General features: G+C 61.3%; 29 protein-coding genes and 1 tRNA gene. 17 read left to right on the plus strand and 13 right to left on the minus strand.

Annotated elements, in window-relative coordinates; translation table 11 throughout:
* Positions 1-519: 519 nt before the first annotated feature.
* On the plus strand, positions 520-708 hold the full coding sequence (locus EET67_RS00900; protein ID WP_128624315.1) for a hypothetical protein: 189 nt from the start codon (positions 520-522) through the stop codon (positions 706-708).
* Here EET67_RS00900 and EET67_RS00905 read toward each other — a convergent pair.
* The 3 genes from EET67_RS00905 to EET67_RS00915 all read right to left on the minus strand — a co-directional run bounded on the left by EET67_RS00905 (position 705) and on the right by EET67_RS00915 (position 2,587).
* Positions 705-1,436: a hypothetical protein gene (locus tag EET67_RS00905; protein ID WP_128624316.1), complete on the minus strand. Its 732-nt coding sequence runs from the start codon at positions 1,434-1,436 to the stop codon at positions 705-707. The genes EET67_RS00900 and EET67_RS00905 overlap by 4 nt on opposite strands.
* Positions 1,437-1,520: 84 nt before the next feature.
* A complete protein-coding gene (locus tag EET67_RS00910; RefSeq protein WP_128624317.1) occupies positions 1,521-1,898 on the minus strand; it encodes a stability/partitioning determinant in 378 nt (125 codons plus the stop codon).
* A gap of 2 nt (positions 1,899-1,900) precedes the next feature.
* Positions 1,901-2,587 carry a ParA family protein gene (locus tag EET67_RS00915; protein ID WP_128624318.1) on the minus strand — a complete coding sequence of 229 codons (687 nt, stop codon included), beginning with the start codon at positions 2,585-2,587 and terminating at the stop codon, positions 1,901-1,903.
* Positions 2,588-3,240: 653 nt separating this feature from the next.
* On the opposite strand from EET67_RS00915, the gene EET67_RS00920 reads away from it, so the two are divergent.
* On the plus strand, positions 3,241-3,930 hold the full coding sequence (locus EET67_RS00920) for a helix-turn-helix domain-containing protein (protein WP_128624319.1): 690 nt from the start codon (positions 3,241-3,243) through the stop codon (positions 3,928-3,930).
* 134 nt (positions 3,931-4,064) lie between these two features.
* Here EET67_RS00920 and EET67_RS00925 read toward each other — a convergent pair whose 3' ends face one another.
* Positions 4,065-4,712: a DNA methyltransferase gene (locus tag EET67_RS00925; protein ID WP_128624320.1), complete on the minus strand. Its 648-nt coding sequence runs from the start codon at positions 4,710-4,712 to the stop codon at positions 4,065-4,067.
* Between the two features lie 264 nt (positions 4,713-4,976).
* Between EET67_RS00925 and EET67_RS00930 the strand changes: the two genes are divergently transcribed.
* Together EET67_RS00930 and EET67_RS00935 are read left to right on the plus strand one after the other, a co-directional pair.
* Positions 4,977-5,237 (plus strand): hypothetical protein, encoded by a 261-nt coding sequence (locus tag EET67_RS00930; RefSeq protein ID WP_128624321.1) that lies wholly within the window; start codon positions 4,977-4,979, stop codon positions 5,235-5,237.
* Positions 5,234-6,880: a recombinase family protein gene (locus tag EET67_RS00935; protein ID WP_128624322.1), complete on the plus strand. Its 1,647-nt coding sequence runs from the start codon at positions 5,234-5,236 to the stop codon at positions 6,878-6,880. The genes EET67_RS00930 and EET67_RS00935 overlap by 4 nt, the downstream gene beginning before the upstream one ends.
* On the opposite strand, the gene EET67_RS00940 is transcribed toward EET67_RS00935, so the two are convergent.
* From EET67_RS00940 to EET67_RS00955, 4 genes are all read right to left on the minus strand, one after another.
* Positions 6,851-6,927 (minus strand) — tRNA-Arg (locus EET67_RS00940). The genes EET67_RS00935 and EET67_RS00940 overlap by 30 nt on opposite strands.
* 197 nt (positions 6,928-7,124) lie before the next feature.
* Entirely contained in the window at positions 7,125-8,618 is a 1,494-nt protein-coding gene (locus EET67_RS00945; RefSeq protein WP_128624323.1) for an ATP-binding protein, read from the minus strand.
* Between the two features lie 36 nt (positions 8,619-8,654).
* The gene (locus tag EET67_RS00950) at positions 8,655-10,085 is read right to left on the minus strand and encodes a dihydrolipoyl dehydrogenase family protein (protein ID WP_128624324.1); all 1,431 of its coding nucleotides are present in this window, start codon (positions 10,083-10,085) and stop codon (positions 8,655-8,657) included.
* 49 nt (positions 10,086-10,134) lie between these two features.
* Positions 10,135-10,944 (minus strand): TVP38/TMEM64 family protein, encoded by an 810-nt coding sequence (locus tag EET67_RS00955; protein ID WP_245450650.1) that lies wholly within the window; start codon positions 10,942-10,944, stop codon positions 10,135-10,137.
* A gap of 367 nt (positions 10,945-11,311) precedes the next feature.
* Between EET67_RS00955 and rpmH the strand changes: the two genes are divergently transcribed.
* From rpmH to yihA, 5 genes are all read left to right on the plus strand, one after another.
* Positions 11,312-11,446: a 50S ribosomal protein L34 gene (gene rpmH / locus EET67_RS00960; protein WP_128624325.1), complete on the plus strand. Its 135-nt coding sequence runs from the start codon at positions 11,312-11,314 to the stop codon at positions 11,444-11,446.
* Positions 11,447-11,462: 16 nt separating this feature from the next.
* Complete coding sequence (gene rnpA, locus EET67_RS00965; protein ID WP_128624326.1) at positions 11,463-11,816, plus strand: ribonuclease P protein component; 354 nt, start codon at positions 11,463-11,465, stop codon at positions 11,814-11,816.
* Positions 11,817-11,825: 9 nt separating this feature from the next.
* A complete protein-coding gene (gene yidC, locus EET67_RS00970; protein ID WP_128624327.1) occupies positions 11,826-13,646 on the plus strand; it encodes a membrane protein insertase YidC in 1,821 nt (606 codons plus the stop codon).
* Between the two features lie 282 nt (positions 13,647-13,928).
* On the plus strand, positions 13,929-14,567 hold the full coding sequence (locus tag EET67_RS00975; protein WP_128624328.1) for a CatB-related O-acetyltransferase: 639 nt from the start codon (positions 13,929-13,931) through the stop codon (positions 14,565-14,567).
* The gene (gene yihA / locus EET67_RS00980) at positions 14,564-15,232 is read left to right on the plus strand and encodes a ribosome biogenesis GTP-binding protein YihA/YsxC (RefSeq protein WP_245450651.1); all 669 of its coding nucleotides are present in this window, start codon (positions 14,564-14,566) and stop codon (positions 15,230-15,232) included. Before EET67_RS00975 ends, yihA begins: the two co-directional genes overlap by 4 nt.
* An 8-nt stretch (positions 15,233-15,240) precedes the next feature.
* Here the strand turns inward: yihA and msrB are convergent, their stop codons facing one another.
* A complete protein-coding gene (msrB, locus tag EET67_RS00985; RefSeq protein ID WP_128624329.1) occupies positions 15,241-15,744 on the minus strand; it encodes a peptide-methionine (R)-S-oxide reductase MsrB in 504 nt (167 codons plus the stop codon).
* A 179-nt stretch (positions 15,745-15,923) separates the two neighbouring features.
* Between msrB and argB the strand changes: the two genes are divergently transcribed.
* Positions 15,924-16,817 carry an acetylglutamate kinase gene (gene argB / locus EET67_RS00990; RefSeq protein ID WP_128624330.1) on the plus strand — a complete coding sequence of 298 codons (894 nt, stop codon included), beginning with the start codon at positions 15,924-15,926 and terminating at the stop codon, positions 16,815-16,817.
* A gap of 346 nt (positions 16,818-17,163) precedes the next feature.
* Here the strand turns inward: argB and EET67_RS00995 are convergent, their stop codons facing one another.
* Positions 17,164-17,640 carry an Lrp/AsnC family transcriptional regulator gene (locus EET67_RS00995; protein WP_128624331.1) on the minus strand — a complete coding sequence of 159 codons (477 nt, stop codon included), beginning with the start codon at positions 17,638-17,640 and terminating at the stop codon, positions 17,164-17,166.
* Between the two features lie 119 nt (positions 17,641-17,759).
* Here EET67_RS00995 and phhA point away from each other — a divergent pair, with 119 nt between their 5' ends.
* Complete coding sequence (phhA, locus tag EET67_RS01000; RefSeq protein WP_128624332.1) at positions 17,760-18,593, plus strand: phenylalanine 4-monooxygenase; 834 nt, start codon at positions 17,760-17,762, stop codon at positions 18,591-18,593.
* A 17-nt stretch (positions 18,594-18,610) separates the two neighbouring features.
* Here the strand turns inward: phhA and EET67_RS01005 are convergent, their stop codons facing one another.
* A complete protein-coding gene (locus EET67_RS01005) occupies positions 18,611-19,516 on the minus strand; it encodes a DMT family transporter (protein ID WP_128624333.1) in 906 nt (301 codons plus the stop codon).
* 144 nt (positions 19,517-19,660) lie between these two features.
* Between EET67_RS01005 and EET67_RS01010 the strand changes: the two genes are divergently transcribed.
* On the plus strand, positions 19,661-19,921 hold the full coding sequence (locus EET67_RS01010) for a DUF982 domain-containing protein (protein ID WP_128624334.1): 261 nt from the start codon (positions 19,661-19,663) through the stop codon (positions 19,919-19,921).
* A gap of 69 nt (positions 19,922-19,990) precedes the next feature.
* Here the strand turns inward: EET67_RS01010 and EET67_RS01015 are convergent, their stop codons facing one another.
* Both EET67_RS01015 and EET67_RS01020 read right to left on the minus strand, forming a co-directional pair.
* The gene (locus EET67_RS01015; RefSeq protein ID WP_128624335.1) at positions 19,991-20,212 is read right to left on the minus strand and encodes a hypothetical protein; all 222 of its coding nucleotides are present in this window, start codon (positions 20,210-20,212) and stop codon (positions 19,991-19,993) included.
* Between the two features lie 66 nt (positions 20,213-20,278).
* A complete protein-coding gene (locus EET67_RS01020) occupies positions 20,279-20,596 on the minus strand; it encodes a hypothetical protein (RefSeq protein ID WP_128624336.1) in 318 nt (105 codons plus the stop codon).
* 35 nt (positions 20,597-20,631) lie between these two features.
* Here EET67_RS01020 and EET67_RS01025 point away from each other — a divergent pair, with 35 nt between their 5' ends.
* The 5 genes from EET67_RS01025 to EET67_RS01050 all read left to right on the plus strand — a co-directional run bounded on the left by EET67_RS01025 (position 20,632) and on the right by EET67_RS01050 (position 26,873).
* The gene (locus EET67_RS01025) at positions 20,632-21,666 is read left to right on the plus strand and encodes a BMP family protein (RefSeq protein WP_128624337.1); all 1,035 of its coding nucleotides are present in this window, start codon (positions 20,632-20,634) and stop codon (positions 21,664-21,666) included.
* A 160-nt stretch (positions 21,667-21,826) separates the two neighbouring features.
* Positions 21,827-23,350 carry an ABC transporter ATP-binding protein gene (locus tag EET67_RS01030; protein ID WP_128624338.1) on the plus strand — a complete coding sequence of 508 codons (1,524 nt, stop codon included), beginning with the start codon at positions 21,827-21,829 and terminating at the stop codon, positions 23,348-23,350.
* Between the two features lie 243 nt (positions 23,351-23,593).
* Positions 23,594-24,643: an ABC transporter permease gene (locus tag EET67_RS01040; protein WP_128624340.1), complete on the plus strand. Its 1,050-nt coding sequence runs from the start codon at positions 23,594-23,596 to the stop codon at positions 24,641-24,643.
* Entirely contained in the window at positions 24,643-25,587 is a 945-nt protein-coding gene (locus tag EET67_RS01045; protein WP_128624341.1) for an ABC transporter permease, read from the plus strand. Before EET67_RS01040 ends, EET67_RS01045 begins: the two co-directional genes overlap by 1 nt.
* On the plus strand, positions 25,584-26,873 hold the full coding sequence (locus EET67_RS01050; RefSeq protein ID WP_128624342.1) for an amidohydrolase family protein: 1,290 nt from the start codon (positions 25,584-25,586) through the stop codon (positions 26,871-26,873). Before EET67_RS01045 ends, EET67_RS01050 begins: the two co-directional genes overlap by 4 nt.
* Positions 26,874-26,892 lie beyond the last annotated feature (19 nt).

The following is a 26,892-nucleotide window of genomic DNA, read 5'->3' on the forward strand; positions in this document are numbered from 1 at the left end:
GGACCGCCGCCGGGGACAGGGGTATCTCCCGGCCTGCACAAGCGCAGCGCGGAAGGTCGGGGAACGCCCCGGCGGCGTCCGTAGCGTTAGCGGAGGGCTTGGTCTTGACGGCTCCGGGGGCGGCACGCCCCCTACTGGTTTAAAAACGGCGGCAGCGCCGCCAGGGGGGCGGAGTCCCCTTCTGTCTTCAATGCGGCGGCGTCAGCGCCGCACGTCAGTGCGCCGGCAACGCCGGCTCCGCTCTGTTTTCTTGCGCGAGGGATTGAAACCGTCTGGCGGAGACGACGCAGCGGCTCCGGGCACAGCCTGAAAGCCCGGTCCGGCCCGCCGGACGCGCCCTCATCCTGATCTCTTTGCTTGTGTCAGCTCTGACGACGACGCCCAGATGGCGGCGTCCCCTTCTCCCTCATGTTTTGCTGAGGCCTTCCGGCCATGCAGTCCCGTTCCTTGTGCCGATTGTGTGTGTGTCCGGGCACGAACGGTCCCGATGTCCGGGGCCTTGAAAACAAGGAGGAACGAATGAACACCTTACTGACCATCAGCGAGCTGCAACATCGCACCGAATCCGACCTGCGGGCTCTGTTCCGTCAGGCGAGCCAGGCGCTCGCCCGCACGGCGGCGGGCACGCCGGAGCGCCGCAACAACCTCGCCACACTCGAAAACATCGCGCGCGCACTGGCGCACGCACCGGGAGCGCGGGGCTTTTAGCCCCCGCTTTTCCCCTCGGGGCCGCGCCGTACCGGCCGCTTGGACTGCACCGACATATGCCGCTCTGTTGCCTCCAGAGCCCGCCGGCAGTCCGCTAATGCCGGGTCGCCGAACAGCGGGTCGGCTGGAGAGCTATCTAGCAATGCGATCGCCTCTTTGATGGAGCGTACGGCCCGCTCGTGCTGGTCCTGCACTTCCGCCCCGATGGCCTGGAGCAGTAGGTCGACGACCGGCGCGCTTTTCCCGGATACGGAGCCCGCAAGCCGCAGAAGCTTCACAGCCGAGCGTAGGTAATGGAACGCCTCCACGTCTGAGGCGTGCCGGCTGCTGAACTCCGCGGCAACCCGATCTTCACGTTCGCGCGGTGCCGCGCTCAGGATCTCGTCAGCCTCATCGCTTTCATCCCGCACTTCCGCAACGCGCGCGATGCCGAGATGAGATTCGGCGACATCGTAGGCACTCTCCGAGCGCAGATAGACCACCGACGACCCGGGCTCGCCTTGCTCGTCATAGAGCATGACGAGCGCCCGGCGGCGTTCAACCAGCGCGCGCCGAACGCCCTCTAGGTACAGCTCCGCTGTCCCTACCTTGTCTATCCAGCAATTGACCGGAGGATGCGCGCGGCGAAAATCCGCGAACCTCTTGTTCAGTGCGTCGTGTAGGGCCGGGTCATCCTGCGGACGCCCCCACCAAGCCCCCTCATCTTTGTGATCCGCGCTGCCGGACATCGCGATTCTCTGCTTTGTCAGTCTAGATGCGCAGCCGCCTCAAAGCTGCGCCTGCCGCAGCCTACACGAAAGCCTGCCCTTTGATCAGCGGTTTTGCTTGTTCTCGGGGGCATGACCGTGTTCGCGCTGAAGAAGCGCGACGGCGCGCTCTAGCGTTTCTCCGAGTCCCCAGCCCTGCGCATCGGCAATCGCGCAAAACTCTTCAATCGTCTCAGGGCGGGCTTTCAGATTGAACTGCGCGTTGCGCCCTGTGCGCCGCCGGCGCGGTGGATCACTGCGCACGGGCGGCTTTACCACTTCGGGCTGCGGTTCCCGGCTGCGGAATCCAGCGGCGGCGGCGGCCTTCTCGGTCGCCACCTTGGGCGGCTTTTCATTGACCGCCGGGGCGCGCGGCATCCAATCGCTCGCATTGAAATCTTCGAGGGCATCGGCAAAGCCGAGATCAGCGCGGTTGTCGGTCATGATCACGCTACCTTGGCGGCAACCGTGCCGCCTTTCAGTTTCGCAATGACCTCGCCCGCAAAGGCCCGGGCGTTCTCGATGGCTCTATCCACATTGCTGACTTGGTCGCTGCGAAGATCAGACAGCAGTCCCCCGAAATCAAAGATATCGCGGAAGGCGGCACGCTCGACGATGGACGTGGAGAAGACATCGATCGCCGCCTTATCCAGCTGCTCGCGAACATTCCGCAGCGCGCGCGATGTGACGGCGGCGCTGGTGCGGGTCAGAAGGATGCTGTGAGGAATTTGCCGGCGCGAGAGGCGCTCTTGATTGCGGATCAGCCTGATGGTCTTGGCGGCGCCCTTCGCGTCCATAGACGCACCCTGCGCCGGGATGATGACAAGGTCTGACATGCCGATGGCATTGGCGACCATGAGGCTGGCCGTGCCTTCAAGATCGACGATGACGAACTGCGCTTTGGCCGCGGCGTTCTCGATAAGATCGACAATCGTGTCTTCGGTCACGTCCGCGATGATATCGATGTTGGATGGCTTGCCCGGCATTTTGCCCCACTGCGAAATCCAGCGCTCGGGGTCTGCGTCAATGACGGTGACGCGTGCGCCTTTGGCGGCAAGCTCTCCTGCAAGAAGTAAAGCTGATGTAGTTTTTCCGGCTCCACCTTTGGGATTGGCAAATGAGACTACAGGCATGCACGCTCACTATGTAAAAGATTAAATGAATCACCTTCTTACAAAATAATACCAGATAGCTACTGGCTACCAAACAGCAATCTATTGGTTATCCGATAGCTACCGGCTACTAAGCAGCAATCTAATAGATATCGGATAGCTAGTTGATATCCAGAAAGTAGCTTGCCGCTATCATTCAAGTAGCTATCAGGAAGCTATCCGTTAGCTAGCCGCTACCGCTTCCCGGCCCACACCGCCCGGAACTGAAGCAAATCGCACGCCGCAAGGCATGAGATATGACAAGAGATTCGGTGATTCTGCGGGTAATTGCACGATTCGGCTGTCTCAGGGTCGCGCCGAGAATCAGACAACAGTGCACGAAAGCCCTGCAAACCCGCATCGCGGGAGAACCGACTTGCTATAGCCGGAGACATTGCTGACAATTTGTTGTGGCTCCACAAGAGCCGCGCCAGTCTTCAATCACTCAAGAGGCGATTTTGAAATAACAAAAAGAAAACCCGCCAAGAAGGGCGGGTCGCTCGATAAATCGAGATATTCGTGAAATCAGCACTCCGAATATCTCATGCTCTAAAACTAATCGCAATACATTTTTGCGATGAGATCGCGCGCCCATATTTTCTGCGGGTTTTCTCCGAACGATAAGGAGAAACCAAATGACTATGCAAAATGATGCGCAGGCCGCTTTCATCGAATCGGCACGCGCCCTCAAGAATCGAGCCGTGCCCTCCCAAAGCCTGCGCGTTCCGACAATCGATCCCGAGCGCCGTCAGCGATCACTGCAGACTTGCCACCGTTATGCGGCAACCGAGCGTCCACGCCGCGCGGTCTCGCCCACGGGCAATGGCTACGTGCCGGAGCTGGCCGCGCGCATCGAAGACGATCCGAACCTTACCGACGGTGCGCGCCGCTGCGCGCGCAAACTGGCGGAGCTGACCTTTCGCCAGAACAGAGAAGGGCGGGTACTGCCGGTGACGGTCACTTACCTGGCTCGCGCACTTGGGCGCTGCCGCCGTTCGGTGCAACGCTATCTCAGGCAGTTGGAGGAGGGGGGCTATGTGGCGGTCGAGGTCGTAGCCTCACCGCGCTCGCGCATGTGCATCGGGCTCATGGTCCGACTGCTCGCGCCGCTTCTGGCCGCCCATCACCGTCAAAGCTGGCCGCAAAGCGCCCAGAACCCAGGGGCGACACCAGAGTCACTGAATCATAGGTTCAGGTTATTATTTCAAGGAAAGGCTTGCAGCATGCCCGTCGACCAATGGGCACTGCGATGCATGGACGGCGTGTTCCGTTCCCTTATGAAAACGAAACCGCTCACCGTACTGCCGCCGGTCCATCTCGCCTGAGAGAACGGCTGCACCAGCAAGGCTAATTGCGGCCCGGTAGAGGGGCGGAGTGGTCAGTATTGCCTTCAGGGGGTGGGTTTGGCGTGGTCAGTGCCAGAACCCGCCATAGCGCAACGTCACGAAAAGGCGGGGCGTTACGCCGCCAGCCTTCGCGCCGCGATCCGGTGATAGTTGCGGTCCAGCTCTATGCCGACATAGTCGCAATCTGCCTCGCAAGCCGCGACAAGGGTCGATCCCGAACCGCAGAACGGGTCCAGCACCAGCCCGCCTTTGGGGCAGAACGCCTCGATCAGGGGCTTCAGGATAGCCACGGGTTTCTGCGTCGGATGCAGGCGGTTCCCCGTGTAAGGGAAGTCGATGACATCAGCCGGCGGGTTCTCCGGCAAAGCGGGGCGGCCCTTGGCCAGCACATAGGCGGACTCGTGCGTGTAGCAGACGAACCGGGAAGCGGACGCGTATTTCTTCCGAAAGACGATGTGGCCTACGATCCGGAAACCGGCCGCGCGCCAGGCGCCAATGAAGCGGTCGGTCTGCGTCCAGCCGTAAAAGCTCACGCACAGGCTGTCGTTCTTCAAAACCCGGAACATCTCGCGCGCGGCCGGTCCCAGCCAACGGCCATTGTCGTCATTGATGATGCGGCGACCGTCGCGGGATTGATAGCGCACGAGATAGGGAGGGTCGGTCAGGATGAAGTCCACCGACCGGGCGGGCATCCGGCGCATGACGCTGATGCAATCACCCTGATGGATCACGTTGCGGGAAAAGAGACTGGTCTGGTTCATGGCGTCCTCCGGCCTTGTTTTTGCGTTTCGACGCGGAGGGACAGGACGGCTCGCCAAGGAGGCGGCGCACCGCAGAGAACACGGCCAACACGGGAGCGCATGCGAAGGAGCGGGCAGGCCGTTGCGCCGACGACTGCGGGCCGTCACCGCTGCGATACTCTCCGAAACGCAACAAGGCCGGATGCCAAACCGGCCCCGTTATCCCGCCTGACGTGACCAGACTGTGCTCAATCCAGCAGAGATGCTGCCGGGCAGTGTCCGGCCATGGACACGCCGGGCCACAAGCAGAATGATTGCGCGCATGCGGAGCGCCACGGCTTCCGCGTGGCCGATGATCTTGCGGACCTGCCGGTTTCGGACGGTGAGTTGGACGCCGTTGAAGCCTTCCTGATGGCCGCATTCCGGGCCGTGATGGCGGGCGAAACTCCGCCCAAAGCCAAGGATTCCGGCATTTCCGACTCGGATCAGCCGCAAACCCATGTTGATATCGACCAAGCAAACCGGGTTCGGAGACGAGCGCGATGAAGACCATGTCCGCATCTGCCGATCAGGGCGCGCCGCTCCGGGCCGCGCTTTATCTGCGCGTGTCCACAGGCCGGCAGGCGGAGAGTGACCTCTCGATCCCGGATCAGCGGCGGCAGGCGATGGCCTTCTGTGCCGCGCGCGGCTGGACCGTAGCTGCCGAATTCGTCGATGCCGGTTTATCCGGCACAACCGACAACCGGCCAGAGCTGCAACGCCTCCTTGAGATTGCCACGGGCGGCGGCTCGCCCTTCGATGTGGTTCTGGTGCATTCGCTCAGCCGCTTCATGCGCGATGCGTTCTTGCAGGAAATGCACGTCCGCCGCCTCGCGAAAGCTGGCGTGCGCCTTGTCTCGATGACGCAGGAAGTGGGGGATGACCCCGTCGGCGTCATGGTCCGGCAGGTCTTTGCGCTTTTCGATGAATACCAGTCGAACGAGATCAGGAAGCATGTCAGCCGCTCGATGAACGAGAATGCCCGGCAGGGCTTCTGGAACGGTGCGGCTCCGCCCTTCGGCTATACGACCGTCGCGGCCGGAGAGCGTGGCGCGCGCATCAAGAAAAAGCTCGCCGTCGAACCTGTCGAGGCAGAGACCGTGCGCCTCATTTTCCGGCTCCTGATGGAAGGAGACGGTATCTCCGGCCCGATGGGCATCAAGGCGGCGGTGTGCTGGCTGAACGAGCGCGGCTACCGCACGCGCGGCGGAGCGCGGTGGGGCATTGGTCCGCTGCATAACCTTGTGACCAACACGGTCTACAAGGGCGAGGCGGTTTTCAACCGCAAGGACTCCAAGACGCGCAAGGAAAAGCCGGCCTCCGAGCACATCGTCGTCGCCTGCGATCCGATTATCGACCCAGCCAAGTTCGACGCCCTTCAGGCGAGCCTCAAGGCCCGCAACCCGAAGGCCTCGCCGCCGCGCGTTGTCACCGGGCCGATCCTGCTGACCGGCGTCGCTACCTGCGCCAGCTGCGGCGGGGGCATGACAATCCGCACCGGCAAGTCCGGCCGGTATCGCTACTATGTCTGCGCCACCTGCGCCCAGAAGGGCAAATCGGCCTGCAAGGGCCGGTCAGTACCCATGGACCGGCTCGATGACGCAGTCATGGAGCGGATCAGCGAACAGCTCCTGACCCCGGAGCGGGTGGGGACGCTGCTGCGCGGCCTGATGTATCGCCAGACCCGCAAGGACGAAGACCACGTAAGCCGCCTGTCGGCGCTCCGGGGAAAACTGTCCGACGCCGAAAACCGGCTGAACCGGCTGTATCAGGCTATCGAGAACGGCATCGCCGATGCTACTGACCCGACCCTGAAAGACCGGGTGGCCGCCATCAAGACCGAGCGGGATATCGCTCAAACGGCTTTTGACCGGGCTGTCGCCGAAATGCGCCCGGACGCCCGGATCACAGAGGACAAGATCGCCGCCTTCGTCGAGGTCATGCGCCAGAACGTGCTGACCGGCGACACGTCCTTCCGCCGCTCATACCTGCGCGCCGTCATCGACAAGGTCGAGGTCGATGATACGGAAATCCGTATCCACGGGCGGCGGACGGTTCTGGAGCGTCTGGTGATGGGTGGCGGGGCCGCTCCGGCCGGAGTGCCCAGTTTTGTTCGTGAATGGCGCACCCGACAGGATTCGAACCTGTGACCTCTGCCTTCGGAGGGCAGCACTCTATCCAGCTGAGCTACGGGTGCCTGGCCGAAACGAAAAGTGCCCCGGCGGCAATCTGCGGCGAACCGCTCGATCCCGCGCTTCATAGCTGATGCATCCGCAGGCTTCAACGGGGAAATGGAGTTGGTGGCAACGCAGCTTCCAAACCCAATGGCAGCCGCTGCTCTACTTCTTGTTTTGCGGCGTTTCTGCGACGCGGGAGGATTTCGTCTGGCTGCAGCTAGGCAGGCCGGCGCAGATTGCCGCGGACCTGGTCGAGCCTGACAGGCTGATCGGGGATGGTCACGCAAAAAACAGTCCGTCCGCCGATGCTTTCCACAAGCTCGACCGTGCCGCCATGCGCCCGCACGAGTTCATGGGCGATAGCAAGACCAAGCCCGGTTCCCCCGCTGCGGGCGGAGCCGCGGAACGCCGAAAACAGGTTCTCCCGTGCCTTCTGCGGCAGGCCGGGGCCCGTATCGATAACCTGAATGCGACTGACGCTGCCTTGACGCTCTGCGGAGATGGACAGCCGGTTGACCGTCGCGTTTTCGCGATTGGTGGTCATGGCCTGGAGCGAGTTGCGGCACAGATTGGTGAGCACCCGCAAAAGCTGCTCGGCGTCGGCATCGACCTCAAAATCGGCATCGACGCCGTTGATGAATTCGACTTCGCCATCGGGTTCGATGCCGAGCAAGCCTTGCATTTCCTCGACGATCTGGCGCAGCCGCAGCCTGCGGCGGGCGGGCGCCGCTTCCTGCGTGCGGCCATAGGTCATCACCCCCTCGGAATAGGAGACGGCCCTGTCGAGCGCGCGCACCAGCTTCGGCGCCAGCGACTGGACCGTGGGGTCGTCCACCGTGCCTAGCCGGTCCGACATCAACTGAGCCGATGCCAGCATGTTGCGCATGTCGTGATTGATCTTGGAGACGGCAAGGCCGAGGTCGGCCAGATGCTTCTGTTCGCCGAGCGTTTTGTGCAGGCGCTGCTGCATGTCGGACAATTCCCGCTCCGCAACTCCGATTTCATCGGCGCGATGCTCCGGCTCGATGATGCGGCCGGGATCGTCCGGCGCCTGCGAGAAAGCCAGCATCGAGCGCGTCATGGTACGGATAGGCCGGATCATGATGCGGTCGATGGCGTAGAAGACGAGCGTTGCGGTGATGAGCGAGATAAGCAGCGAGAGGAGCGCTACATTGCGCGAATAGATCAGCATCGCTTTGCGCAGGTTGCTGTCCGGGATGATCAGCTCGAACTCCTTGTCGCTTTCGCCTACGGGTCCGAAGACACGCAGCATGCGGTCGCCGCCGAAAAACAGTGTATCGAGCGCACCGCCCATCGCCGCTGCCGGGCCGGTATGGGCAAGATCGACATGTTCATCGACCTGCGGCGGCATTTCGGCAACGACCAGAAGCCGCGAGATGCCAGCATCGCGCACGGCGATCGCCTTGGCGCCGATCGACATCAGCACATCGTTCTGCACATTGCGCGAGAGGTTTTCCGGATTGCCCTGAACCAGGAGTACGGACACCGCCGCTGCCGTCCCCAGGCGCTCTTCCAGCCAGCGCAGGCGAAAATTGGCAACCGAAGGCAGGAAGATCAGCACCTCGGCGATCATGACGAAAATGATGGTCAGGACGAGCAGCTTGGTCGACAGGCCCCGTGCCAACGACACAGCATGCGCGGGCGGGTCGCTTAGATTTGTTGTTGAATTGGTGGGGGAGTTGTCTGCCATCGAATCTGCCTCAACTCCTGATGTGCCAGAAGCCGCTCAGCCGAACAACCTTAGGAAGCTGACAAGGCGGCGCACCAGTTTCTTGCGCGTGGCCGGAACAAAATAAGTGATTGCCGCCCGTTTGCCAATTTCGCCCATGGTGGGATAGGGCACGACGATGCCGGCAATGTCACGCACATCCATGTTCTTGGATAGAGCCAGTGCCCAAATGGAGATCATTTCGGAGGCGTTGGCGCCGACGATGGAGGCACCGAGGATTTTTCCTCTTGTGCTCATCACCAGCTTGATATGGCCTTGCGTCTTGCGTTCGGCCTGGGCGCGATCGTTTTCCGCATAGGGCCAGCGCAGGATGCGAATGGCCTTGCCGCTTCGGGCGGCCTCGGCTTCCGTCAGGCCGACCTGAGCAAGTTCCGGATCGGTGAAGGTCACCCGCGGGATAATCTGGTGCTTTTCCCTCGCCCGAAGCCGAAACAGCATGGCGCGTGTGACCAGCCCGGCATGGTAATTGGCGACATGGGTGAATTGCAGCGAGCCAACCGCATCGCCAATCGCATAGATGCGGGAATTGCTGGTGCGCAGCCTGTCATTGACCTTGGGGCCTCCGCGATCGTCGCAGACCACGCCTGCCTTTTCCAAATGGAGGCTGGCGACATTGGCAGTCCGGCCTGCAGCGACCAGAAGATGCGTGCCGTCCATGGTCTGCGAGCCCTCATCGGTCTCGACATTCAAGCGCACGCCGGTTTTGCCGCGTCGCTCTATGCCGATGACCTTGGCATGCTCATATATTTCGACGCCTTCGCTGCGCATTTGCCTGAGCACGACGGCAGCGAGTTCCGGATCCTCCTTGCCCAGCGCAGTTGCCGCTTCGACGACGCTCACGCGCGACCCCAGCCGGGAATAGGCCTGCGCCAGTTCCATGCCGATTGCGCCGCCGCCAATGATGATGAGATGTCCGGGCCGTCGTGTCAGCTCGAAGATCGTCTCGTTGGTCAGGTATTTGACTGTGTCGAGGCCGGGAGTTGCTGGTATCGAGGGTTGTGAGCCGGTCGCCACGACAAAACGACGGGCGCGGATTTCAAAGTCGCCTGCAAGCAGGGTACGCTTGTCCTGGAAGTGGCCCTCCGCCTTGATGACATGAACGCCGAGGGCGGTGAATCGCTCAACCGAATCATTGGGCTCGATCGCAGCGATGATCTCTCTGATATGACGGTGGACTGCACGGAAGTCGATTGCGGGTTCGATATACTCGACGCCGAAAGCCGCGCCGTTTCGCATTATGTGGGCCTGTTTGGCCGCCGCTATCAGCGCTTTTGACGGCACGCAGCCATAGTTCAGGCAATCGCCGCCCATCTTGCCCTTTTCCACCAGCACGACGCGCACGCCGAAGGCTGCAGCCGCCGCCGCCACCGACAGCCCGCCAGAGCCAGCGCCGATGACGCAAATATCCGGGGTCAAGATTTTTGCCATCCATTGCTCTCTGAAAAACTGGAAAGGGCAGGCGGAAAAGCCGCCCGTGTCACTGGACGCGCGACGCCCAAGCCTTCTTTACGATGGTGGCAAGGATGGCGACAAGCGCGAGTACAATGAAGGCAATGGTGATTTGTGGCGTAATCAGGTCGCGGATGGTGACCTGCTGGCCGGCATCCCTAGCGGCGAGCAAGACGCTGTCGCAACCCTGGCCGAGCCAGGCATAGGCAAACGCGCCGGGCATAATCCCGATGAAGGTGGCCGCCACATAGGTCGAGAGCCGCACGTGGAAGAGGGCGGGCGCGATGTTGACCATGAAGAAAGGGATAAAGGGGGCAATACGCAGGGCGAGCAGATAGCCGAAGGCGTTTTTCTCAAAACCCTCGGAAAGCTTGCCTACCCGGCCGCACATGCGTTTGCGCACAAAGTCGCTGCATACGGTGCGGGCAGTCAGGAAAATCGCGGTCGCCCCGGCAGTCGCACCCAGCATTGCAAGCATGCCACCGAATAGCCAGCCGAACAGGAATCCGCCGAAGATCGTCAGTATCGATGCCGCCGGAAACGAGAAAGCCACCGCCAGCGCATAGAGGACCACGAAGCCGAGCGGCGCAAGCACCGGGTTGTCGGCAACCAGGCTTTTCAGCGCGATCTGGCTTTCGGAAAGGAAGGTGAGGGAGAGATAATGATGCCAGCCCATCGCATAACCGGCGAGCAGCCCTACGATAACCACGGCCAGAGGCATGAAACGCCAGCTCACGTTCCAGTGTCCATTCTTTCCGTAATCTGGCGTCATTCCTGTCATTGGATACGGTTGACTCTGAAGTGTTCGGGCGGGAGGTGTCGGGGCGCTGCCTCGCATATTTCCCATTCCGGCCACCGTTTGGCTTCCCATCATGGGTCCGGGCGGATCATTCCTGCAAGATATCCGTTGCCTGCATTTCAGTTGATGCACAAATCGCGTCGTGGCAAGGTAAGAGGATAACTATCACCGCCTATTGACTGAAGCGCACGTTAGGTTCACCGCTTCGTGTTCATAGCGCGGGCCATGACGCAAGCGGCGTTTCTTGGGTGGCGGCAATTGACTCCGCAGACCCTTCTTTCTATAAGCCCGCCACGCTCGGGCCATTCGTCCGGCGCAATTCATGTTGTGCCAAGACAAGACCGGCGAAGCTCCTGTTACAGAGTGACAGATACAAGAAGGGCCGCACCCCGCGGTATTAAAACAAATGAAGCGTACCTATCAGCCGTCTAAACTCGTCCGCAAGCGCCGGCATGGCTTCCGCGCGCGCATGGCTACCAAGGGTGGTCGGGGTGTCATTGCGGCACGCCGCAGCCGTGGTCGCAAGCGGCTTTCTGCCTGAGCGAAAGACGAGATCATTGCCGGACAACGGCAAATCTGGATTCTCGTCTCCGCCACGGCTTCGCAAGCGAGTCGACTTTCTGGCCGTCCGGCGTGGTGAAAAGCGCCGCGGGCGGTTTTTTCTGATGGAAGTTCTCGACCGGGGCGACGATAAATCTCCCCGCGTCGGCTTCACAGTCACCAAGAAAGTCGGCAATGCGGTTGTCCGTAATCGTGTCCGGCGCCGCCTCAAGGAGGCGGTCCGAACCCATGCAGCGGGTGACATGACGCCGGGCAAAGACTATGTGATCGTCGGTCGCGAGGAGATTCTTGATATCGCCTTCGACCAGCTTGCGGTGGAACTTTCACGGCGAATTCGCGGAACGCGTTAAGGGCTTTCGATGGAAAATAACCGAAACTTCCTCATCACGATCGCGCTGTCGGTGTTGATCCTGACACTATGGCAGGTGTTCTACATGAACCCGCGCATCGAGCGTGAGCGCGAGGTCGCCCGCATCGAGGCCGAACGAGTCGAAGCCCAGAAGCCGACGCAGCCGGCAGCGCCTGGCGTTGGCGGGTCGGATGTTCCAGCGCCTGCGCCAGGTTCAATGCCAGGCATTCCGGGAAGCGACGGTGGTGCAACCCAGGCGGGCCGCGATCAGGTGCTGGCCGGCTCGCAGCGCGTCCAGATCGACACGCCGAGTCTTGATGGTTCGATCAACCTGACCGGCGCGCGCATCGACGACTTGCGGCTGAAGCACTACCATCTGACCGTCGAAAAAGATTCCCCCATCATCGACCTGCTCAGCCCGTCCTCGCTTCCGAATGGCTACTATGCCGAGATCGGTTTCGTCGGCAATGAGGCGACGGGTACTGTTCCTGGACCGGATACGGTTTGGACGGCGGAACCAAATGCCACGCTGACACCGACGACACCGGTCACGCTTACCTATACCAATGACAAGGGCCTGACGTTCAAGCGCACCATTAGCGTCGATTCGGACTATATGTTCACGATCTCCGACACGGTGACGAATAGCGGGCAGGCACCGGTGTCTCTTGCCAATTACGGCCGCGTCATCCGCTTCGACAAGCCCACCACCGCAAGCATCTATGTGCTGCATGAAGGCCTTGTCGGCGTTACCGGTGAGGAAGGCCTGCAGGAAATCAAATATTCGAAGATCGAGGACGACAAGCAGGTCGTTCCCGGCAAGTCGAATGATGGCTGGCTTGGTATCACCGACAAATATTGGGCGGTTGCGCTGGTGCCGAGCGCCAAGCAGCCGTTCCAGCCGCGTTTCAGCTATTTTTCCGAGGGGCGCCCGCGCTATCAGACGGACTTCATGACCGACCCGCTGACGGTTGATGCCGGTAAGTCGGCAACCGTCGAGACGCTGGTCTTCGCCGGAGCGAAAGAGGTTGCCAAGGTCGATGCCTATGAGACCGATCGCAACATAAGGCAGTTCGAACTGCTGATCGACTGGGGCTGGTTCTATTTTATCACCAAGCCGATGTTCTGGCTGATTGACACGCTCTACAAGCTGCTCGGCAATTTTGGCCTGGCCATCATCGCCACCACCGTGCTGGTCAAGGCGGTGTTCTTCCCGCTCGCCAACAAGTCCTACGCATCGATGGCGAACATGAAGAAGGTTCAGCCCAAGATGCTGGAAATCCGCGAGAAATACGCGGACGACAAGATGAAGCAGCAGCAGGCGATGATGGAGCTCTACAAGACGGAGAAGATCAATCCGCTGGCCGGTTGTTGGCCGGTCCTGATCCAGATCCCAGTCTTCTTTGCGCTCTATAAGGTGCTCTACATCACCATCGAGATGCGGCATGCGCCGTTCTTCGGCTGGATACAGGATCTGGCGGCACCCGACCCGACCTCGATCTTCAACCTGTTCGGTCTCCTGCCTTTCGCAGTACCGGCCTTCCTGATGATCGGTGTGTGGCCGCTCATCATGGGCATCACCATGTTCCTGCAGATGCGCATGAACCCGACCCCGCCCGATCCGACCCAGGCGATGATCTTCACCTGGATGCCGATCATCTTCACCTTCATGCTGGCCTCGTTCCCCGCGGGTCTTGTCATCTACTGGGCCTGGAACAACTTCCTGTCGATCATCCAGCAGGGCGTCATCATGAAGCGGCAGGGCGTGAAGATCGAGTTGTGGGACAATCTTGCGAGCCTGTTCCGAAAAAAACCCAAACCGGCGGAATAGCCGGCACGCTGATATCCAGAGCATGATCCCGAAAAGTGGAAACCGGCTTTCGGGAAAGATCATGCTAAATAAATAGATAAAGCCCCGGATTGCCGGGGCTTTTTGCTTGCAGCTATGGACTGGCGGGGGTCGGACAGGTAGACAGACATTCCCGAAGAATGATCCGGCAGGAAGCAGTTCGATGGTCCATTAGGCGAGATCTGTTTCGTCGGTGCCGTTGCACCGGGACGGATCGCACTCATTGTTCCAGCCCTTGCGATACCCCTGACGACGGAACTTGCCATGTCCGGACCGAACCCAGACCTCAAGCACCCGCTGCCGATGCATCGCCGTGTCGGTTTCCTGAAACCGTTGGTGAGCGCCGAGAACATAGAAATTGGCGAATTCACCTATTATGACGACCCCAACGGACCGGAGCATTTCGTCGAAAGATGCGTGCTCTATCACTATCCCTTCATCGGCGACCGGCTGGTGATCGGCCGATTTTGCGCGATCGCTGAAGGCGCAAAATTCATCATGAATGGCGCCAATCATGCCATGTCCGGCTTTTCGACCTTTCCGTTCAATATCTTTGGCCACGGCTGGGAAGAAGGCTTCGATCCGGCGACTTGGGCACAGGAACTGCGCGGTGACACCATCGTTGGAAATGATGTCTGGATCGGCATGGAAGCTCTGATCATGCCGGGGATCACCATTGGCGATGGGGCGATCATCGCGGCGGGAAGCGTGGTAACGCGCGATGTGCCGCCTTATGCAGTTGTTGCGGGCAATCCGGCGAAGGTCGTGAAAGCCCGCTTCGATGCCGGAACCGTCAAGCGTCTGTTGGCGGTGGCATGGTGGAACTGGTCCAAGGATAAGGTGACGCGCAACCTTGACGCCATACGCGGTGCCGATATTGCAAGGCTGGAGCAGGCAGTATGACGCAGCAGACCAGACCCATGCCCGACACAGTGACCAGCGATCTTTTTACCGTCCCCTGGATTTTCATTCGCGGCGTTCCGTCGATGAAATTCTTGCCGCCGGAAGGCCCGCCCGAAATTGCCTTTGCCGGACGTTCCAATGTCGGCAAGTCCTCGCTCATCAACGGGCTCGTCCGGCAGAAGGGGCTTGCCCGCACTTCGAACACGCCCGGCCGGACACAGGAACTCAACTATTTCGTTCCCGACGGCTATTCAGGCGAGGGGGCGGATTTGCCGCCGATGGCGCTGGTGGACATGCCCGGCTATGGCTACGCCAAGGCGCCGAAGGACCAGGTCGACCAGTGGACGAAGCTGGTTTTCGACTATCTGAAAGGCCGCGTTACGCTGAAGCGTGTCTATGTGCTGATCGATTCCCGCCACGGCATCAAGAAGAACGACGAGGAGGTGCTGAGCCTGCTCGACAAGGCCGCCGTCTCCTACCAGATCGTGCTGACCAAGACCGACAAGATCAAGGCCGCCGGCGTGCCGCGGCTGATTGCCGAAACGCTGGAAAAAATTCGCAGGCGCCCAGCCGCATTTCCTGCCGTCATCGCCACCTCTTCGGAAAAGGGCGAGGGCATGGAGGAATTGCGCGAAGCAATCGCCCTCGTCGTGAATGGTGGCTAAAGCTGGCTCTACGCTGCCGTCGCCAGCCTGAAGGTCAATGCCAGGCCGTTGAGGCAATGGCGCTTGCCGGTGGGGGGAGGGCCGTCATCGAAAATGTGGCCGAAATGTCCGCCGCAGCGGCGGCAATGCACCTCGATGCGGGTCATGAACAGCGTGTTGTCTTCCTTGGTGCCGATCGCATCTGGCAAGGATTGCCAGAAGCTTGGCCAGCCGGTGCCCGACTCATATTTTGTCTCTGACGAATAGGCGGCGAGGTCGCAGCCGGCACAGTGGAAAATGCCCTTGCGCTTTTCGTTGTTGAGCGGACTTGAGCCGGAAGGTTCGGTGTCTTCCTCGCGCAGCACCGCGAATTGCGCCGGCGTGAGGAGTGCCCGCCATTCAGCCGCCGTTTTTTCGACCTCGAAGGTGCCGGCCATGGCCTCTGACGGTTTGCTCATACGCCAGAGCGCGGCGGTGCCGGAAGTGAAGGCGACGACGGCAGCACTGCTCAGCAGGAAATTGCGACGATTCATTTTTTGATCACTCCTCTTGAAGCCGAGCCTATGCCCTTGATTAGGTCACAGGCCAATCAACTCCCTTTGAAGTGACATCGAAAGGCTCGACAGGCGTCGCGCGCCCTGATCGAACCATTTGCCCCAAGATAGGTTTCCCGCTAGAACGCCGCCGCCGAACCTTTTTCCATGAGGTCAACATGACGGATATCGCTGCGACTGCTTCCGAACAGGCGCGACTGCTTTCAGCCGCGCTGCCTTATATGCAGCGCTACGAGAACAAGACCGTCGTGGTCAAATATGGCGGCCATGCCATGGGCGACAATGCCCTCGGCAAGGCCTTTGCCCGCGATGTCGCCCTTTTGAAGCAATCCGGCGTCAATCCAATTGTAGTGCATGGCGGCGGCCCGCAGATCGGCGCCATGCTCACCAAGATGGGCATTGAATCGAAATTCGAGGGCGGCTTGCGCGTCACCGACCAGAAGACAGTCGAGATTGTCGAGATGGTCCTGGCGGGTTCGATCAACAAGGAGATCGTCGCGCTGATCAATGCCGAGGGTGAATGGGCGATCGGGCTCTGCGGCAAGGACGGCAACATGGTCTTCGCCCAAAAGGCACAAAAGACGATGATCGACCCCGACAGCAATATCGAGCGGGTGCTTGATCTCGGTTTCGTCGGCGAGCCGGTCGAGGTCGACCGTACGCTTCTAGATCTTCTGGCCCGCTCCGAGATGATCCCAGTCATCGCTCCGGTCGCGCCGGGTCGCGACGGCCATACCTACAACATCAATGCCGACACCTTCGCCGGTGCCATCGCTGGCGCGCTCGGCGCCTCGCGACTCTTGTTCCTCACCGACGTGCCTGGCGTCCTCGACAAGGACAAGAAGCTCATCGACGAACTGACGGTTGCCGAGGCAAAAGCCCTCATCAAGGATGGCACCATTTCGGGCGGCATGATCCCCAAGGTGGAAACCTGCATCGAGGCGATCGAGCGCGGTGTCGAGGGCGTGGTTATCCTCAATGGCAAGACGCCGCATTCGGTATTGCTCGAACTGTTTACCGAGCACGGCGCCGGAACGCTGATCGTTCCCTGAATAAATAAAACCCCGCATCTTTCGATGCGGGGTTCCAGGTCAAGTCAAGCGAAAATCATCCAAAGCCAACTCGGCAGCGTAAATGCAACCTTAAGGCCAAAACGGATTTCGCCATCCGATGACCTGCTGGCTTCGAGATCAAGCGATGCAGTCAATAGCATCTCCAGTTCTCTTGCGCGTGGGTCCCTTTTGGCAGTCGCCATCGCGCGGTAGGCCAGCGTCCGGGAGCATTTCGTGTTTTTCAACAGTCTCGAGGCTGCCCCCATTCGCCACGACTGTTCCGAGTTGCGTCATACATGTGAATTAAAGCACGTAACGTCAATACTACTTAGGTTCTTTTCTTGGCTTACTTTCGCAAATGGGCCAGCGGCACGTGGCCCGGCCCCTTGATGTTTTGCAGTACGAGTTGGGTGTGAACGTCGCGCACGCCCGCCAGCCGCATCAGCCGGTGCATGACGAACTCGTTGAGATCGTCTACCGAAGGCACCATCACATGCAGCAGGAAATCGTGCTCGCCGGTCATCGTCCAGCAGGATGAAACCTCGTCCATCCGCCGGACCGCCGCGATGAAACGCTCCGGCGATTCGTCGCTATGGGTTGTCAGCCGCACCTGGATGAAGACTTCGACCGCGAGGCCAACCGCGCGGCGACTGACCAGCGCGCGAAAACCCTTGATGACACCCGCTTCCTGCAAGGCATCGAAACGGCGCGCGCAGGGGGTAGTCGACAGCCCGATCTCCTGAGCCACTTCCGATATAGGCTTGCGCCCGTCGCGCTGCAGGATGTCAAGCATCCTTATCTCGAATTGATCGAATTGAGGCATATCCGCTCCCATGACATGTCACTGGAGATAAATTACCTCAAATCTGGTCTGAGATGGCCTCAAAAATGAAAAACTGCTCCCGTTCCGGCGCTAGAATTGGCGGAATGGAGGAGTCCGCCATGAATATCAGCGTCGAAGCTTATGCCCGCGAATGCGCCGCACAGGGATTGCGTGGCAACTATTCGGTCTGCCGACCCGATTTCACGGTCGAGCAATCTTACGACTATAGCAACGAGGAGCAGGAGGTATGGCGCATCCTTTGCGACCGCCAGACCAGGTTGACCAGGCGACTGGCGCATCGCTCTTATCTCGACGGGGTCGAGGCGCTCGGTCTGCTCGAGAAAATCCCTGATTTCGATGAGGTGAGCGAGAAACTGCACGGCCTCACCGGCTGGCAACTCGTTGCCGTGCCGGGCCTCATTCCGGCCGAGCCGTTCTTTGTGCATCTGACCAATCGGCGTTTCCCGGTTACCAATTGGCTGCGCCGCAAGGAGGAGCTCGACTATATCGTCGAGCCGGACATGTTTCATGATTTCTTCGGCCATGTGCCGGCCCTGACCCAGCCCGCCTTTGCCGATTTCATGCAGCAATATGGCGAGCGGGCCGCCGGCCTGATCGAACTCGGCGGCCATGACATGATCTCGCGGCTTTATTGGTATACCGCCGAATACAGCCTGATGCAGGAACCGGGCCAGCCGCTCAAGGCCTTCGGGGCCGGCCTGATGTCGTCTTATAGCGAGCTGCAATTCGCCGTCGAAAGCCCCGACGCCCATCACGTGCCGTTCGACATCGCAACCGTGATGCGCACGGGTTATGAGATCGACAAGTTCCAGCGGGCCTATTTCGTGCTGCCGTCCTTCGAGACGCTGCGCGATGCTTTCCAGAATACCGATCTGGCCGCGCTGATTGCCCGCTACAAGGATGACCCGCCGCTCGACCCGGCAACGATCTGAAAGGTTTGGCCGCGGCTCTATCCAACGGCAAGCAGCATCAAAATGCCGCCGACGATGAAGATGCAGCCGGCGATCTCCAGCCGGTTGATCTTCTCACGGAAGAAGAACACCGACGAAGCGAAGGTGAAGAGCATCTCGATTTGCGCCAGCGATTTGACGATGGCCGCCTGCTGCAGCGTCATGGCCATGAACCAGCCGAAGGAAGCCGATGCCCCGACGAAGCCGGTGAAGAGCGCCGGCTTCCACGCCTTGGCGATGCGGCCGATCTCCTCGCGATCCTTCCAGAGCATCCAGCCGAACATGATCAGCGTCTGGAAGACGATGACAAAGCCCAGTGTCACCGCCGCCTGCATCATGAAGTTGGGACCGCCCAGCGAGAGCGAGGCCGCGCGATAGAAGACCGCCGAGACGCCGAAGCAGGTGCCCGACGCAAGGCCAATCAGCGCATTGCGGCTGAGCAGCGACGACAGCATGGTGCGCCAGCTTACATGCATATGGGCAACCGAAATGAGCATCACGCCAAACACGCTGATGGCGATTGCGGCGATCACTCCGGCGGTCACCTTTTCGCCAAGGAAGACCAGCGCAAACAGCGCCGCCTGCGCCGGCTCGGTGCGAGAATAGGCGGTTCCGACCGCGAAATTGCGGAAGGAGAACAGGTGGATGAGCAGAAATGTTGCCGTGATCTGGCCGATGCCGCCGATGATGGCCCAGGCAAAGAAGGTGGGGTTCAGCGCCGGCAGGCTGTACCCCATGCCGAAATGCAGGACGCCGATGAAGAAAAGCGCGAAGGGAAAACCGAAGCCGAAGCGCACGAAGGTCGCGCCGGTCGTTTCCATCACGCTCTTCAGGTGCTTTTGAACCACCGAGCGGAGATTCTGCAGGAAGGCTGCAGCGATCGTGATCGGGATCCAGAGTTCCATGGCAGATTTTTCACGGGTTGGAGAGAGCGGCGGGCGGGATTGACCGAGCCATTACTGGTTCCCGTCGCTACGGGCAACTCCCGCTCGGGCGGCGCCCCGCGCTTTGGCCTCGCATTCGCGCCGGCAAAGGCGTAAGAGCAGAACATGCGAAATGATCGATTTGAAATTCCTGTTTCGGTCCGGTTAGGTCCCGGCGGCGAGCCGAGGCTTTTGAGGTCGGCGCATGAGGCCTCTGAATTCCTGTTGCATGAGTGGCCGGGAAAGAGGACGCCGAAGCAGCGCGCGGCAATCCAAGCCTGCTATGACGCCGAGAGTGGCAACAAGCCTGCCATGACGGCGCGCCGCGCTCTCGTTGCGGCCGCCCGCGAGGCGGACATTCTGGTCAACGACAAGACCCACCACTGAAGCCGGCGACCGGCGTGTTCCATGGTCGTTGATGAGCCACTAACTCGGCTGCTTCAACCTTGTGGCGAACTACTGCCTGGCTTCCGAGTTACCCTTCGCAGCCTGCTTGCGGGTTCGTCTGGCTGGCGCAGGGCTCTTGGCAGCCGCATCACGTTCGGCTTCCTCTTTTTCAAGCCGAAGCTGCCGCAGCCGTGCCGTCTTTCTTTCGCGCGCGGTTGTTTCGGCGCTCATGATCTGCCTGGCTGCAGCATCGGTCCGGGCGATTTTCTGTTCGGCTGCCAAAAGCTTCATTGTCGTACTCCTCTTATACTGATGGTGCAGATCTTCTCCGCTGAGGGCTGCAACTCAGGCAGCGCCCTAGGTGGCGTCGCTGCTCTCCACACTGTCGATCCTGCGTTCGGTTTTGCTTGCCTTGGCATTGGCTTTTGCGGCCTTCTTGGCAGCCTTGATGCGGTCACGCTCCCTGCGTTCGTGATTATAGTTGGGCTTCTTGGCCATAGGCTGCTGGTCCTTTCGTTCTTGCTGCGCAAACTCCTGATATAGGCCTTGAGCCGCAAAAGGCCAAAGGCTGGCGGAGGCTTGCCTCAGCCAGTGGTGGATAGGCCCGGCAGCCGATTGCCGGGTTTCTGAAATTCGAATAGCTTTGACCGGATGATAAAAAGCGGGGCTGGACATGGGGTCCGGACCGAAAGCCGGAGTGGGTGGTGACAATGTCCAGAAGAGGAAATCTCAGCGAATTTTCCGGCCTTTCGCGCCGCGCAGTGTTGAAGGCTGCGGGGGCGAGTGCCGTCCTCGCCACGGCCGGCCTGCCGATGCGTGCCTTTGCCGCCGATCCACTCAAGGTTGCGGCCGTCTACACCGTGCCGGTCGAGCAACAATGGGTGAGCCGCATCCACAAGGCGGCCAATGCTGCAAAGGAACGCGGCGATATCGAATATGTCTATTCGGAAAACACCTCCAACAACGATTATGAGCGCGTCATGCGCGAATATTGCGAGGCCGGCCACAAGCTGATCCTGGGCGAGGTCTTTGGTGTCGAAGACGCCGCTCGCGCCGTCGCCAGGGACTATCCGGATGTCGCCTTCCTGATGGGGTCGAGCTTCAAGCCCGATGACGCGGTGTCGAATTTCTCGCCCTTCGACAACTATATCCAGGACGCGTCCTATCTCTCCGGCATCATTGCCGGTGCCATGACCAAATCGAAGAACATCGGCATGGTCGGCGGCTATCCGATCCCGGAAGTCAACCGGCTGATGCATGCCTTCATGGCGGGCGTGAAGGAAAGCGCGCCTGACGCCAAGTTTCAGGTCGCCTTCATCGGCTCGTGGTTTGATCCGCCCAAGGCCAAGGAAACGGCCTTCGCACAGATCGATGGTGGCGCCGACCTGCTCTATGCCGAGCGCTTTGGCGTTTCTGACGCCGCTAAGGAAAGGGGCGTACTGGCCGTCGGCAATGTCATCGACACCCAGGCCGATTATCCCGAGACCGTGGTTGCTTCGGCGCTGTGGCATTTCGAGCCGACGCTCGACAAGGCGATCGCGGACGTCAAGGGCGGCAGCTTCAAGGCCGAGGATTACGGCGTCTATTCCTTCATGAAGAATGGCGGCTGCACGCTTGCTCCGCTCGGCACTTTCGAGGGCAAGGTGCCGGCAGACGTAATGGCCAAGGTTACGGAGAAGGAAAAGGCGATCAAGGACGGGTCTTTCACCGTCGAGATCGACGATTCCGAGCCGAAGTCGAACTGATGGCAGCGTTCTTCTCCCCGTTCACGGGGAGAAGATGGCGGCAGCCAGATGAGGGGGCAAGAGCTTGCGTTGCCAACCATGCGCTGCCCCTCATCCGACCCTTCGGGCCACCTTCTCCCCGTGAATGGGGAGAAGGATCGCCAAATGTGATCCCCGTTCCATGACTCTTCCCGATGCTTACGTTCTTCGCCTTTCCGGCATAACTAAGCGGTTCGGCCCGCTGGTCGCCAATGACGCGATCTCGTTCGAACTCAAGCGCGGCGAGGTCATCGCCCTGCTTGGCGAGAACGGCGCCGGCAAGACCACGCTGATGAACATCCTTTTCGGCCACTATGTCGCCGATGAGGGAACGGTCGAGGTGATGGGCAAGAAGCTGGCGCCGGGCGATCCGCGCGCCGCACTCGATGCCGGCGTCGGCATGGTGCATCAGCATTTCACGCTCGCCGAGAACATGACCGTGCTGGAAAACATTGCGCTTGGCACGCAGAGCCCGTGGAAGATCAGGCTCGACCGCGTTGCTGCGCGCCGGCGCATCGGCAAGCTGTCATCCGATTTCGGCCTGGCGCTCGATCCGGACGCGACGGTGGCGTCGCTGTCGGTGGGAGAGCGCCAGCGCGTCGAAATCCTGAAGGCGCTTTATCGTGATGCACGCATCCTGATCCTGGACGAGCCGACCGCCGTTCTGACGCCGAGCGAAACGGATGCACTGTTTCGCACGCTGAAGCTGCTGGTGGCGCAGGGCCTGTCGATCATTTTCATTTCGCATAAGCTGCACGAAGTCATGGCGGTGAGTGACCGTGTGCTGGTGCTGCGTGCGGGAAGGCTTGCCGGCGAGCGGGCGACGGAGGGCAGCAGCCGTTCGGAGCTTGCGGCGCTCATGGTCGGCCAGCATGTCGCAAGCCCGACAGTCGGCGAACCGAAGACCGGCTCCGTCCTGCTCGAATTGAAGAATGTTTCGACCTCAGGGCAGGGGTCCTCCACCCGGCTTGACGACGTCTCGTTGGTACTGCGCGCCGGCGAGATCACCGGCCTTGCCGGCGTTTCCGGCAACGGGCAAGCAACGCTTGCAGCGCTGATTGCCGGCACGCTGAAGCCCTCTTCCGGGCAGATGGCGATTTCCGGCGCGCAGGTGGCCGACTGGACGCCGCGCGCGGCCTTGAGCCGTGGCATCGGGCGTATCCCGGAGGACCGCCACGCAGTCGGAACCATCGGCGACATGAGCGTGACCGAAAACGTCATCTCCGAACGCTATGGCACGCCGCGCTTCAGCCGCCGCGGATTTCTCGATTGGCGCGCCGCGCGCAATTTCGCCGAGGAGATCATCCGCGACTATGACGTCAAATGCCCCTCGCCCGAGGCGCGCATCCGCCTGCTTTCGGGCGGCAATATGCAGAAGCTCATCCTCGGCCGGGCGCTCGATGCCGATCCGGTGATTATCCTCGCCAACCAGCCGACGCGCGGGCTGGATGTCGGCGCGGTCGCCTTCGTCCACCGCCGGCTGCTCGAAGCGCGCGAGCGCGGAGCGGCAATCCTGCTGATCTCGGAAGATCTGGAAGAGGTGTTGACCCTGTCGGATCGCATTCTGGTGATGTCGAAAGGCCGGTTGTCCTCGCCTTCGAAGCGCGGCGAACGCAGCATCCGTGAACTCGGCGAATTGATGGCCGGGCAGGGGGAAGCGGCGTGATGACAATCCGTGCCGAAAGCAACCTGGCGGCGCAGCCGTTCTACGTTACCCCCCTCTGGCCTGCCGGCCATCTCCCCCTCAAGGGGGGAGATCGGCTTGCAGCTGCTTCGCCACCCTCTCTCCGGCGCTGGCGATTATGCGCAAGGGCCGGCGCCAGCGTAATCTCCCCCCTTGAGGGGGAGATGGCCGGTAGGCCAGAGGGGGGTGCTCTCCCGCCAATGTCTCGAATTATTGGAAGAAACCATGCGGCTTGAGCCAAAACCCGCTCCGTCGCTGGGCGTCACGCTGTTGTTTCCGGTCGTGGCAATTGCGGCGACGCTGGTCTTCGCCTCGCTCCTGGTGCTGGCTGCGGGCGCTTCGCCCTTTTCGGTATTCTACCTCGTCGCCAAGGGCGCGGCGGGCTCGCAATTTGCTATCCTCGAGACGCTGACGCGGGCAACGCCACTGATCTTCACTGGGCTTGCGGTGGCCGTCGCCTTCCGCGCCAAGCTCTGGAACATCGGCGCGGAAGCGCAGCTCTATATCGGCGGCGTCGTCACGGTGGTGCTCGGCACCGGCGCCTTGCCGCTGCCGGCGATCGTGCTGGTGCCGCTCATCCTGGTTGCCAGCATGGTGGCCGGCGCGCTGCTGCTTGCCGGCCCCGCCGTGCTGAAGACGCGCTTCGGCGTCGATGAAGTGGTGACGACGCTGCTTCTGAATTTCATCGTCGTCCTGTTTGTCTCGATGCTGCTGGAAGGCGTGTTGAAGGACCCGATGGGCCTTGGCTGGCCGCAATCGCAGCGGGTGATAGCCGATGCGCAACTGCCGCGGCTGATCCAGGGCAAGCGCCTGCATTTCGGCTTCGTCATTGCCGTGGTCGCGGCGGTTGTCACCTGGGTGATCATGAAGAAGACCGTGCTCGGCTATGAGATGCGGGCCGTCGGCCACAATCCGGAAGCCGCGCGCTTTGCCGGCATTCCGGTCAACAGGGTGCTGATGAAGACAGCACTTCTGTCGGGTGGGCTGGCGGCGCTGGCAGGCTTTTCGGAAGTGGCGGGGCTGAAGGGCAATCTGACGCTCGACCTGTCGCCGGGCTATGGCTACACCGGCATCGTGGTGGCGATGCTCGCCATGCTCAACCCGCTCGGCGTGATTGCCGCCGCCATATTCGTCGCCGGCATCTTCGTCGGCGCCGACGCCATGAGCCGCACCGCCGGCGTGCCGAGCTATATCGCGCAGGTGATGGTGGCGACTGCGCTGCTGACCATGGTCACCGCCATCCTGCTGACGCGCTACCGGGTGAGGTGGAAGTGATGGACCAGGCCCTCGACATCCTCCTCCAGACCTCATTCTGGGTGGCAGCGGTCCGCATCGCCTCGCCGCTGATCTTCGCCACCATGGGCGAACTGATCTGCGAGCGTGCCGGCGTGCTCAATCTCGGCATCGAAGGCATTATGACGGTGGGCGCATTCGCCGGCTGGTTCACCGTCTATTCGGGCGGCGACCTGTGGGCCGGCGTGCTGGTGGCCGCGATCGCCGGCGCCTGTTTCGGCCTGCTGCATGGCACGCTCACGGTGCCGCTTGGCCTGTCGCAGCATGTGGTGGGCATCGGCATCACGCTGTTTGCCACCAGCCTGACCTATTTCACCTATCGGCTGGCGCTGCCGGAAGTTACGACGCCGCCCAAGATCGTGCCCTTCCAGCCGTTGCCGATTCCCGGCCTGTCGTCCATTCCCATTCTCGGCGAGGCGCTGTTTTCGCAGACACCGCTGACCTATCTGGCCTTCGCCACCGTGGCGATTGTCGCCTGGATGCTCTATCGCACGCCGATCGGGCTGGCCCTGCGCGCAGCCGGCGAAAACCCGGCGGCGGTCGAGGCTCAGGGCATCAGCGTCACCGGCGTGCGCATCGGCGCGGTGATGGTCGGCAGCGCGCTGATGGCGGTGGGCGGCGCGTTTCTCACCATGTCGGCCTTCAATTCCTTCTTTTTCGAGATGATCAACGGGCGCGGTTGGATCTGCATCGCGCTGGTGGTGTTCGGCTCGTGGCGGCCGGGCAAGGCGCTGCTCGGCGCCATATTGTTCGCCGCCTTCGACGCCTATCAGATCCGGCTGCAGCAACTGTCCGGGGGCGTCGTGCCCTATCAGGTGTTCCTGATGATGCCCTATGCTCTGTCGATCCTGGCACTGATATTGGTGGCGCGCCGCGCGACCTATCCGAGAGCGCTGATGATACCCTACCAGAAAGGCGAGAGATGAGTTTTGACCTGATCCTGCGTGGCGGCATCCTGCCTGATGGGCAGACCGCCGATATCGGCATCAAGGGCGACAGGATTGCGGCCATCGAGCCGAAGCTGGCGGCCGAGGCGCGCGAGATCGTCGATGCCACCGGCAATCTGGTCTCCCAGCCCTTCGTCGATCCGCATTTCCACATGGATGCTACGCTTTCCTACGGCCTGCCGCGCATCAATGTGTCGGGCACGCTGCTCGAAGGCATTGTGCTGTGGGGCGAATTGAAGCCGCTTTTGACCCATGAGGCGGTGAAGGAGCGCGCGCTTGCCTATTGCGACTGGGCGGTCTCGATGGGGCTGCTTGCCATCCGCAGCCATGTCGATACCTGCGACGATCGGCTGCTCGCCGTCGAGGCACTGCTGGAAGTGAAGAAGGAGGTGGCGCCCTATCTCGACCTGCAACTCGTCGCCTTCCCGCAGGACGGCTTCTACCGCTCGCCAACGGCGCGCGACAACACCATCCGCGCGCTCGACATGGGCGTGGAGATCGTCGGCGGTATCCCGCATTTCGAGCGCACGATGGCGGACGGCACCCGTTCGGTGACGGAATTGTGCGAGATCGCGGCCGAGCGCGGCCTGATGGTCGACATGCATTGCGACGAGACCGATGATCCGCTCTCGCGCCATATCGAGCAGCTCGCTTATGAGACGCAGCGCCTCGGCCTACAGGGCCGGGTGAATGGCTCGCACCTCACCTCCATGCACTCCATGGATAACTACTATGTCTCGAAACTGCTGCCGCTGATTGCAGAAGCCGGTGTCTCCGCCTGTCCCAATCCGCTCATTAATATCGTGATCCAGGGTCGCCACGATACTTATCCCAAGCGACGCGGCATGACGCGCGTGCCCGAGATGCTGAAGGCCGGCATCAAGGTCGGTTTCGGTCAGGATTGCGTGCTCGACCCGTGGTATCCGCTCGGCACCGCCGACATGCTCGACGTCGCCTTCATGGGCCTGCATGTGGCGCAGATGACGAGCCCGGCGGATATGCGCCAGTGCTTCGACATGGTGACGAAGACCAATGCCGAGATCATGGGGCTCGAGCATCTCGGGCTGGAGGTCGGCAAGGCGGCAAGCCTCGTCGTGCTGGATGCTGGCAACCCGGTGGAAGCGCTGCGCCTGCGGGCCGAGCGTTTGTGCGTGATCTCGCGCGGCAAGGTCGTTGCCAGCCGCGACAAGCGCGAAACGAAGCTGTCGCTTGCCGGCCGGCCGGCCACGATCAACCGCCGGCATCGGGCGCCAGCGCCGCAATAGGCTGATGGCCGTCCTCCCC

The sequence above is a fragment of the Borborobacter arsenicus genome, from assembly GCF_003934165.1.
Lineage (GTDB): Bacteria > Pseudomonadota > Alphaproteobacteria > Rhizobiales > Rhizobiaceae > Pseudaminobacter > Pseudaminobacter arsenicus.

Coding starts and splice junctions, on each gene's coding strand:
- EET67_RS01015 (WP_128624335.1), bottom strand. CDS start 20,212: ATGAAGCTTTTGGCAGCCGAACAGAAAATCGCCCGGACCGATGCTGCA.
- rpmH (WP_128624325.1), top strand. CDS start 11,312: ATGAAGCGTACCTATCAGCCGTCTAAACTCGTCCGCAAGCGCCGGCAT.
- EET67_RS00955 (WP_245450650.1), bottom strand. CDS start 10,944: ATGCGAGGCAGCGCCCCGACACCTCCCGCCCGAACACTTCAGAGTCAA.
- EET67_RS00915 (WP_128624318.1), bottom strand. CDS start 2,587: ATGCCTGTAGTCTCATTTGCCAATCCCAAAGGTGGAGCCGGAAAAACT.
- yidC (WP_128624327.1), top strand. CDS start 11,826: ATGGAAAATAACCGAAACTTCCTCATCACGATCGCGCTGTCGGTGTTG.
- EET67_RS00935 (WP_128624322.1), top strand. CDS start 5,234: ATGAAGACCATGTCCGCATCTGCCGATCAGGGCGCGCCGCTCCGGGCC.
- EET67_RS01045 (WP_128624341.1), top strand. CDS start 24,643: ATGGACCAGGCCCTCGACATCCTCCTCCAGACCTCATTCTGGGTGGCA.
- EET67_RS01040 (WP_128624340.1), top strand. CDS start 23,594: ATGCGGCTTGAGCCAAAACCCGCTCCGTCGCTGGGCGTCACGCTGTTG.
- EET67_RS00900 (WP_128624315.1), top strand. CDS start 520: ATGAACACCTTACTGACCATCAGCGAGCTGCAACATCGCACCGAATCC.
- EET67_RS00950 (WP_128624324.1), bottom strand. CDS start 10,085: ATGGCAAAAATCTTGACCCCGGATATTTGCGTCATCGGCGCTGGCTCT.
- EET67_RS00995 (WP_128624331.1), bottom strand. CDS start 17,640: ATGCCTCAATTCGATCAATTCGAGATAAGGATGCTTGACATCCTGCAG.
- yihA (WP_245450651.1), top strand. CDS start 14,564: ATGACGCAGCAGACCAGACCCATGCCCGACACAGTGACCAGCGATCTT.
- EET67_RS01025 (WP_128624337.1), top strand. CDS start 20,632: ATGTCCAGAAGAGGAAATCTCAGCGAATTTTCCGGCCTTTCGCGCCGC.
- EET67_RS01005 (WP_128624333.1), bottom strand. CDS start 19,516: ATGGAACTCTGGATCCCGATCACGATCGCTGCAGCCTTCCTGCAGAAT.
- EET67_RS00910 (WP_128624317.1), bottom strand. CDS start 1,898: ATGACCGACAACCGCGCTGATCTCGGCTTTGCCGATGCCCTCGAAGAT.
- EET67_RS01020 (WP_128624336.1), bottom strand. CDS start 20,596: ATGTCCAGCCCCGCTTTTTATCATCCGGTCAAAGCTATTCGAATTTCA.
- EET67_RS00925 (WP_128624320.1), bottom strand. CDS start 4,712: ATGAACCAGACCAGTCTCTTTTCCCGCAACGTGATCCATCAGGGTGAT.
- phhA (WP_128624332.1), top strand. CDS start 17,760: ATGAATATCAGCGTCGAAGCTTATGCCCGCGAATGCGCCGCACAGGGA.
- EET67_RS00975 (WP_128624328.1), top strand. CDS start 13,929: ATGTCCGGACCGAACCCAGACCTCAAGCACCCGCTGCCGATGCATCGC.
- EET67_RS00920 (WP_128624319.1), top strand. CDS start 3,241: ATGACTATGCAAAATGATGCGCAGGCCGCTTTCATCGAATCGGCACGC.
- argB (WP_128624330.1), top strand. CDS start 15,924: ATGACGGATATCGCTGCGACTGCTTCCGAACAGGCGCGACTGCTTTCA.
- EET67_RS00905 (WP_128624316.1), bottom strand. CDS start 1,436: ATGTCCGGCAGCGCGGATCACAAAGATGAGGGGGCTTGGTGGGGGCGT.
- EET67_RS01030 (WP_128624338.1), top strand. CDS start 21,827: ATGACTCTTCCCGATGCTTACGTTCTTCGCCTTTCCGGCATAACTAAG.
- EET67_RS01010 (WP_128624334.1), top strand. CDS start 19,661: ATGCGAAATGATCGATTTGAAATTCCTGTTTCGGTCCGGTTAGGTCCC.
- msrB (WP_128624329.1), bottom strand. CDS start 15,744: ATGAATCGTCGCAATTTCCTGCTGAGCAGTGCTGCCGTCGTCGCCTTC.
- EET67_RS00930 (WP_128624321.1), top strand. CDS start 4,977: ATGGACACGCCGGGCCACAAGCAGAATGATTGCGCGCATGCGGAGCGC.
- EET67_RS00945 (WP_128624323.1), bottom strand. CDS start 8,618: ATGGCAGACAACTCCCCCACCAATTCAACAACAAATCTAAGCGACCCG.
- EET67_RS01050 (WP_128624342.1), top strand. CDS start 25,584: ATGAGTTTTGACCTGATCCTGCGTGGCGGCATCCTGCCTGATGGGCAG.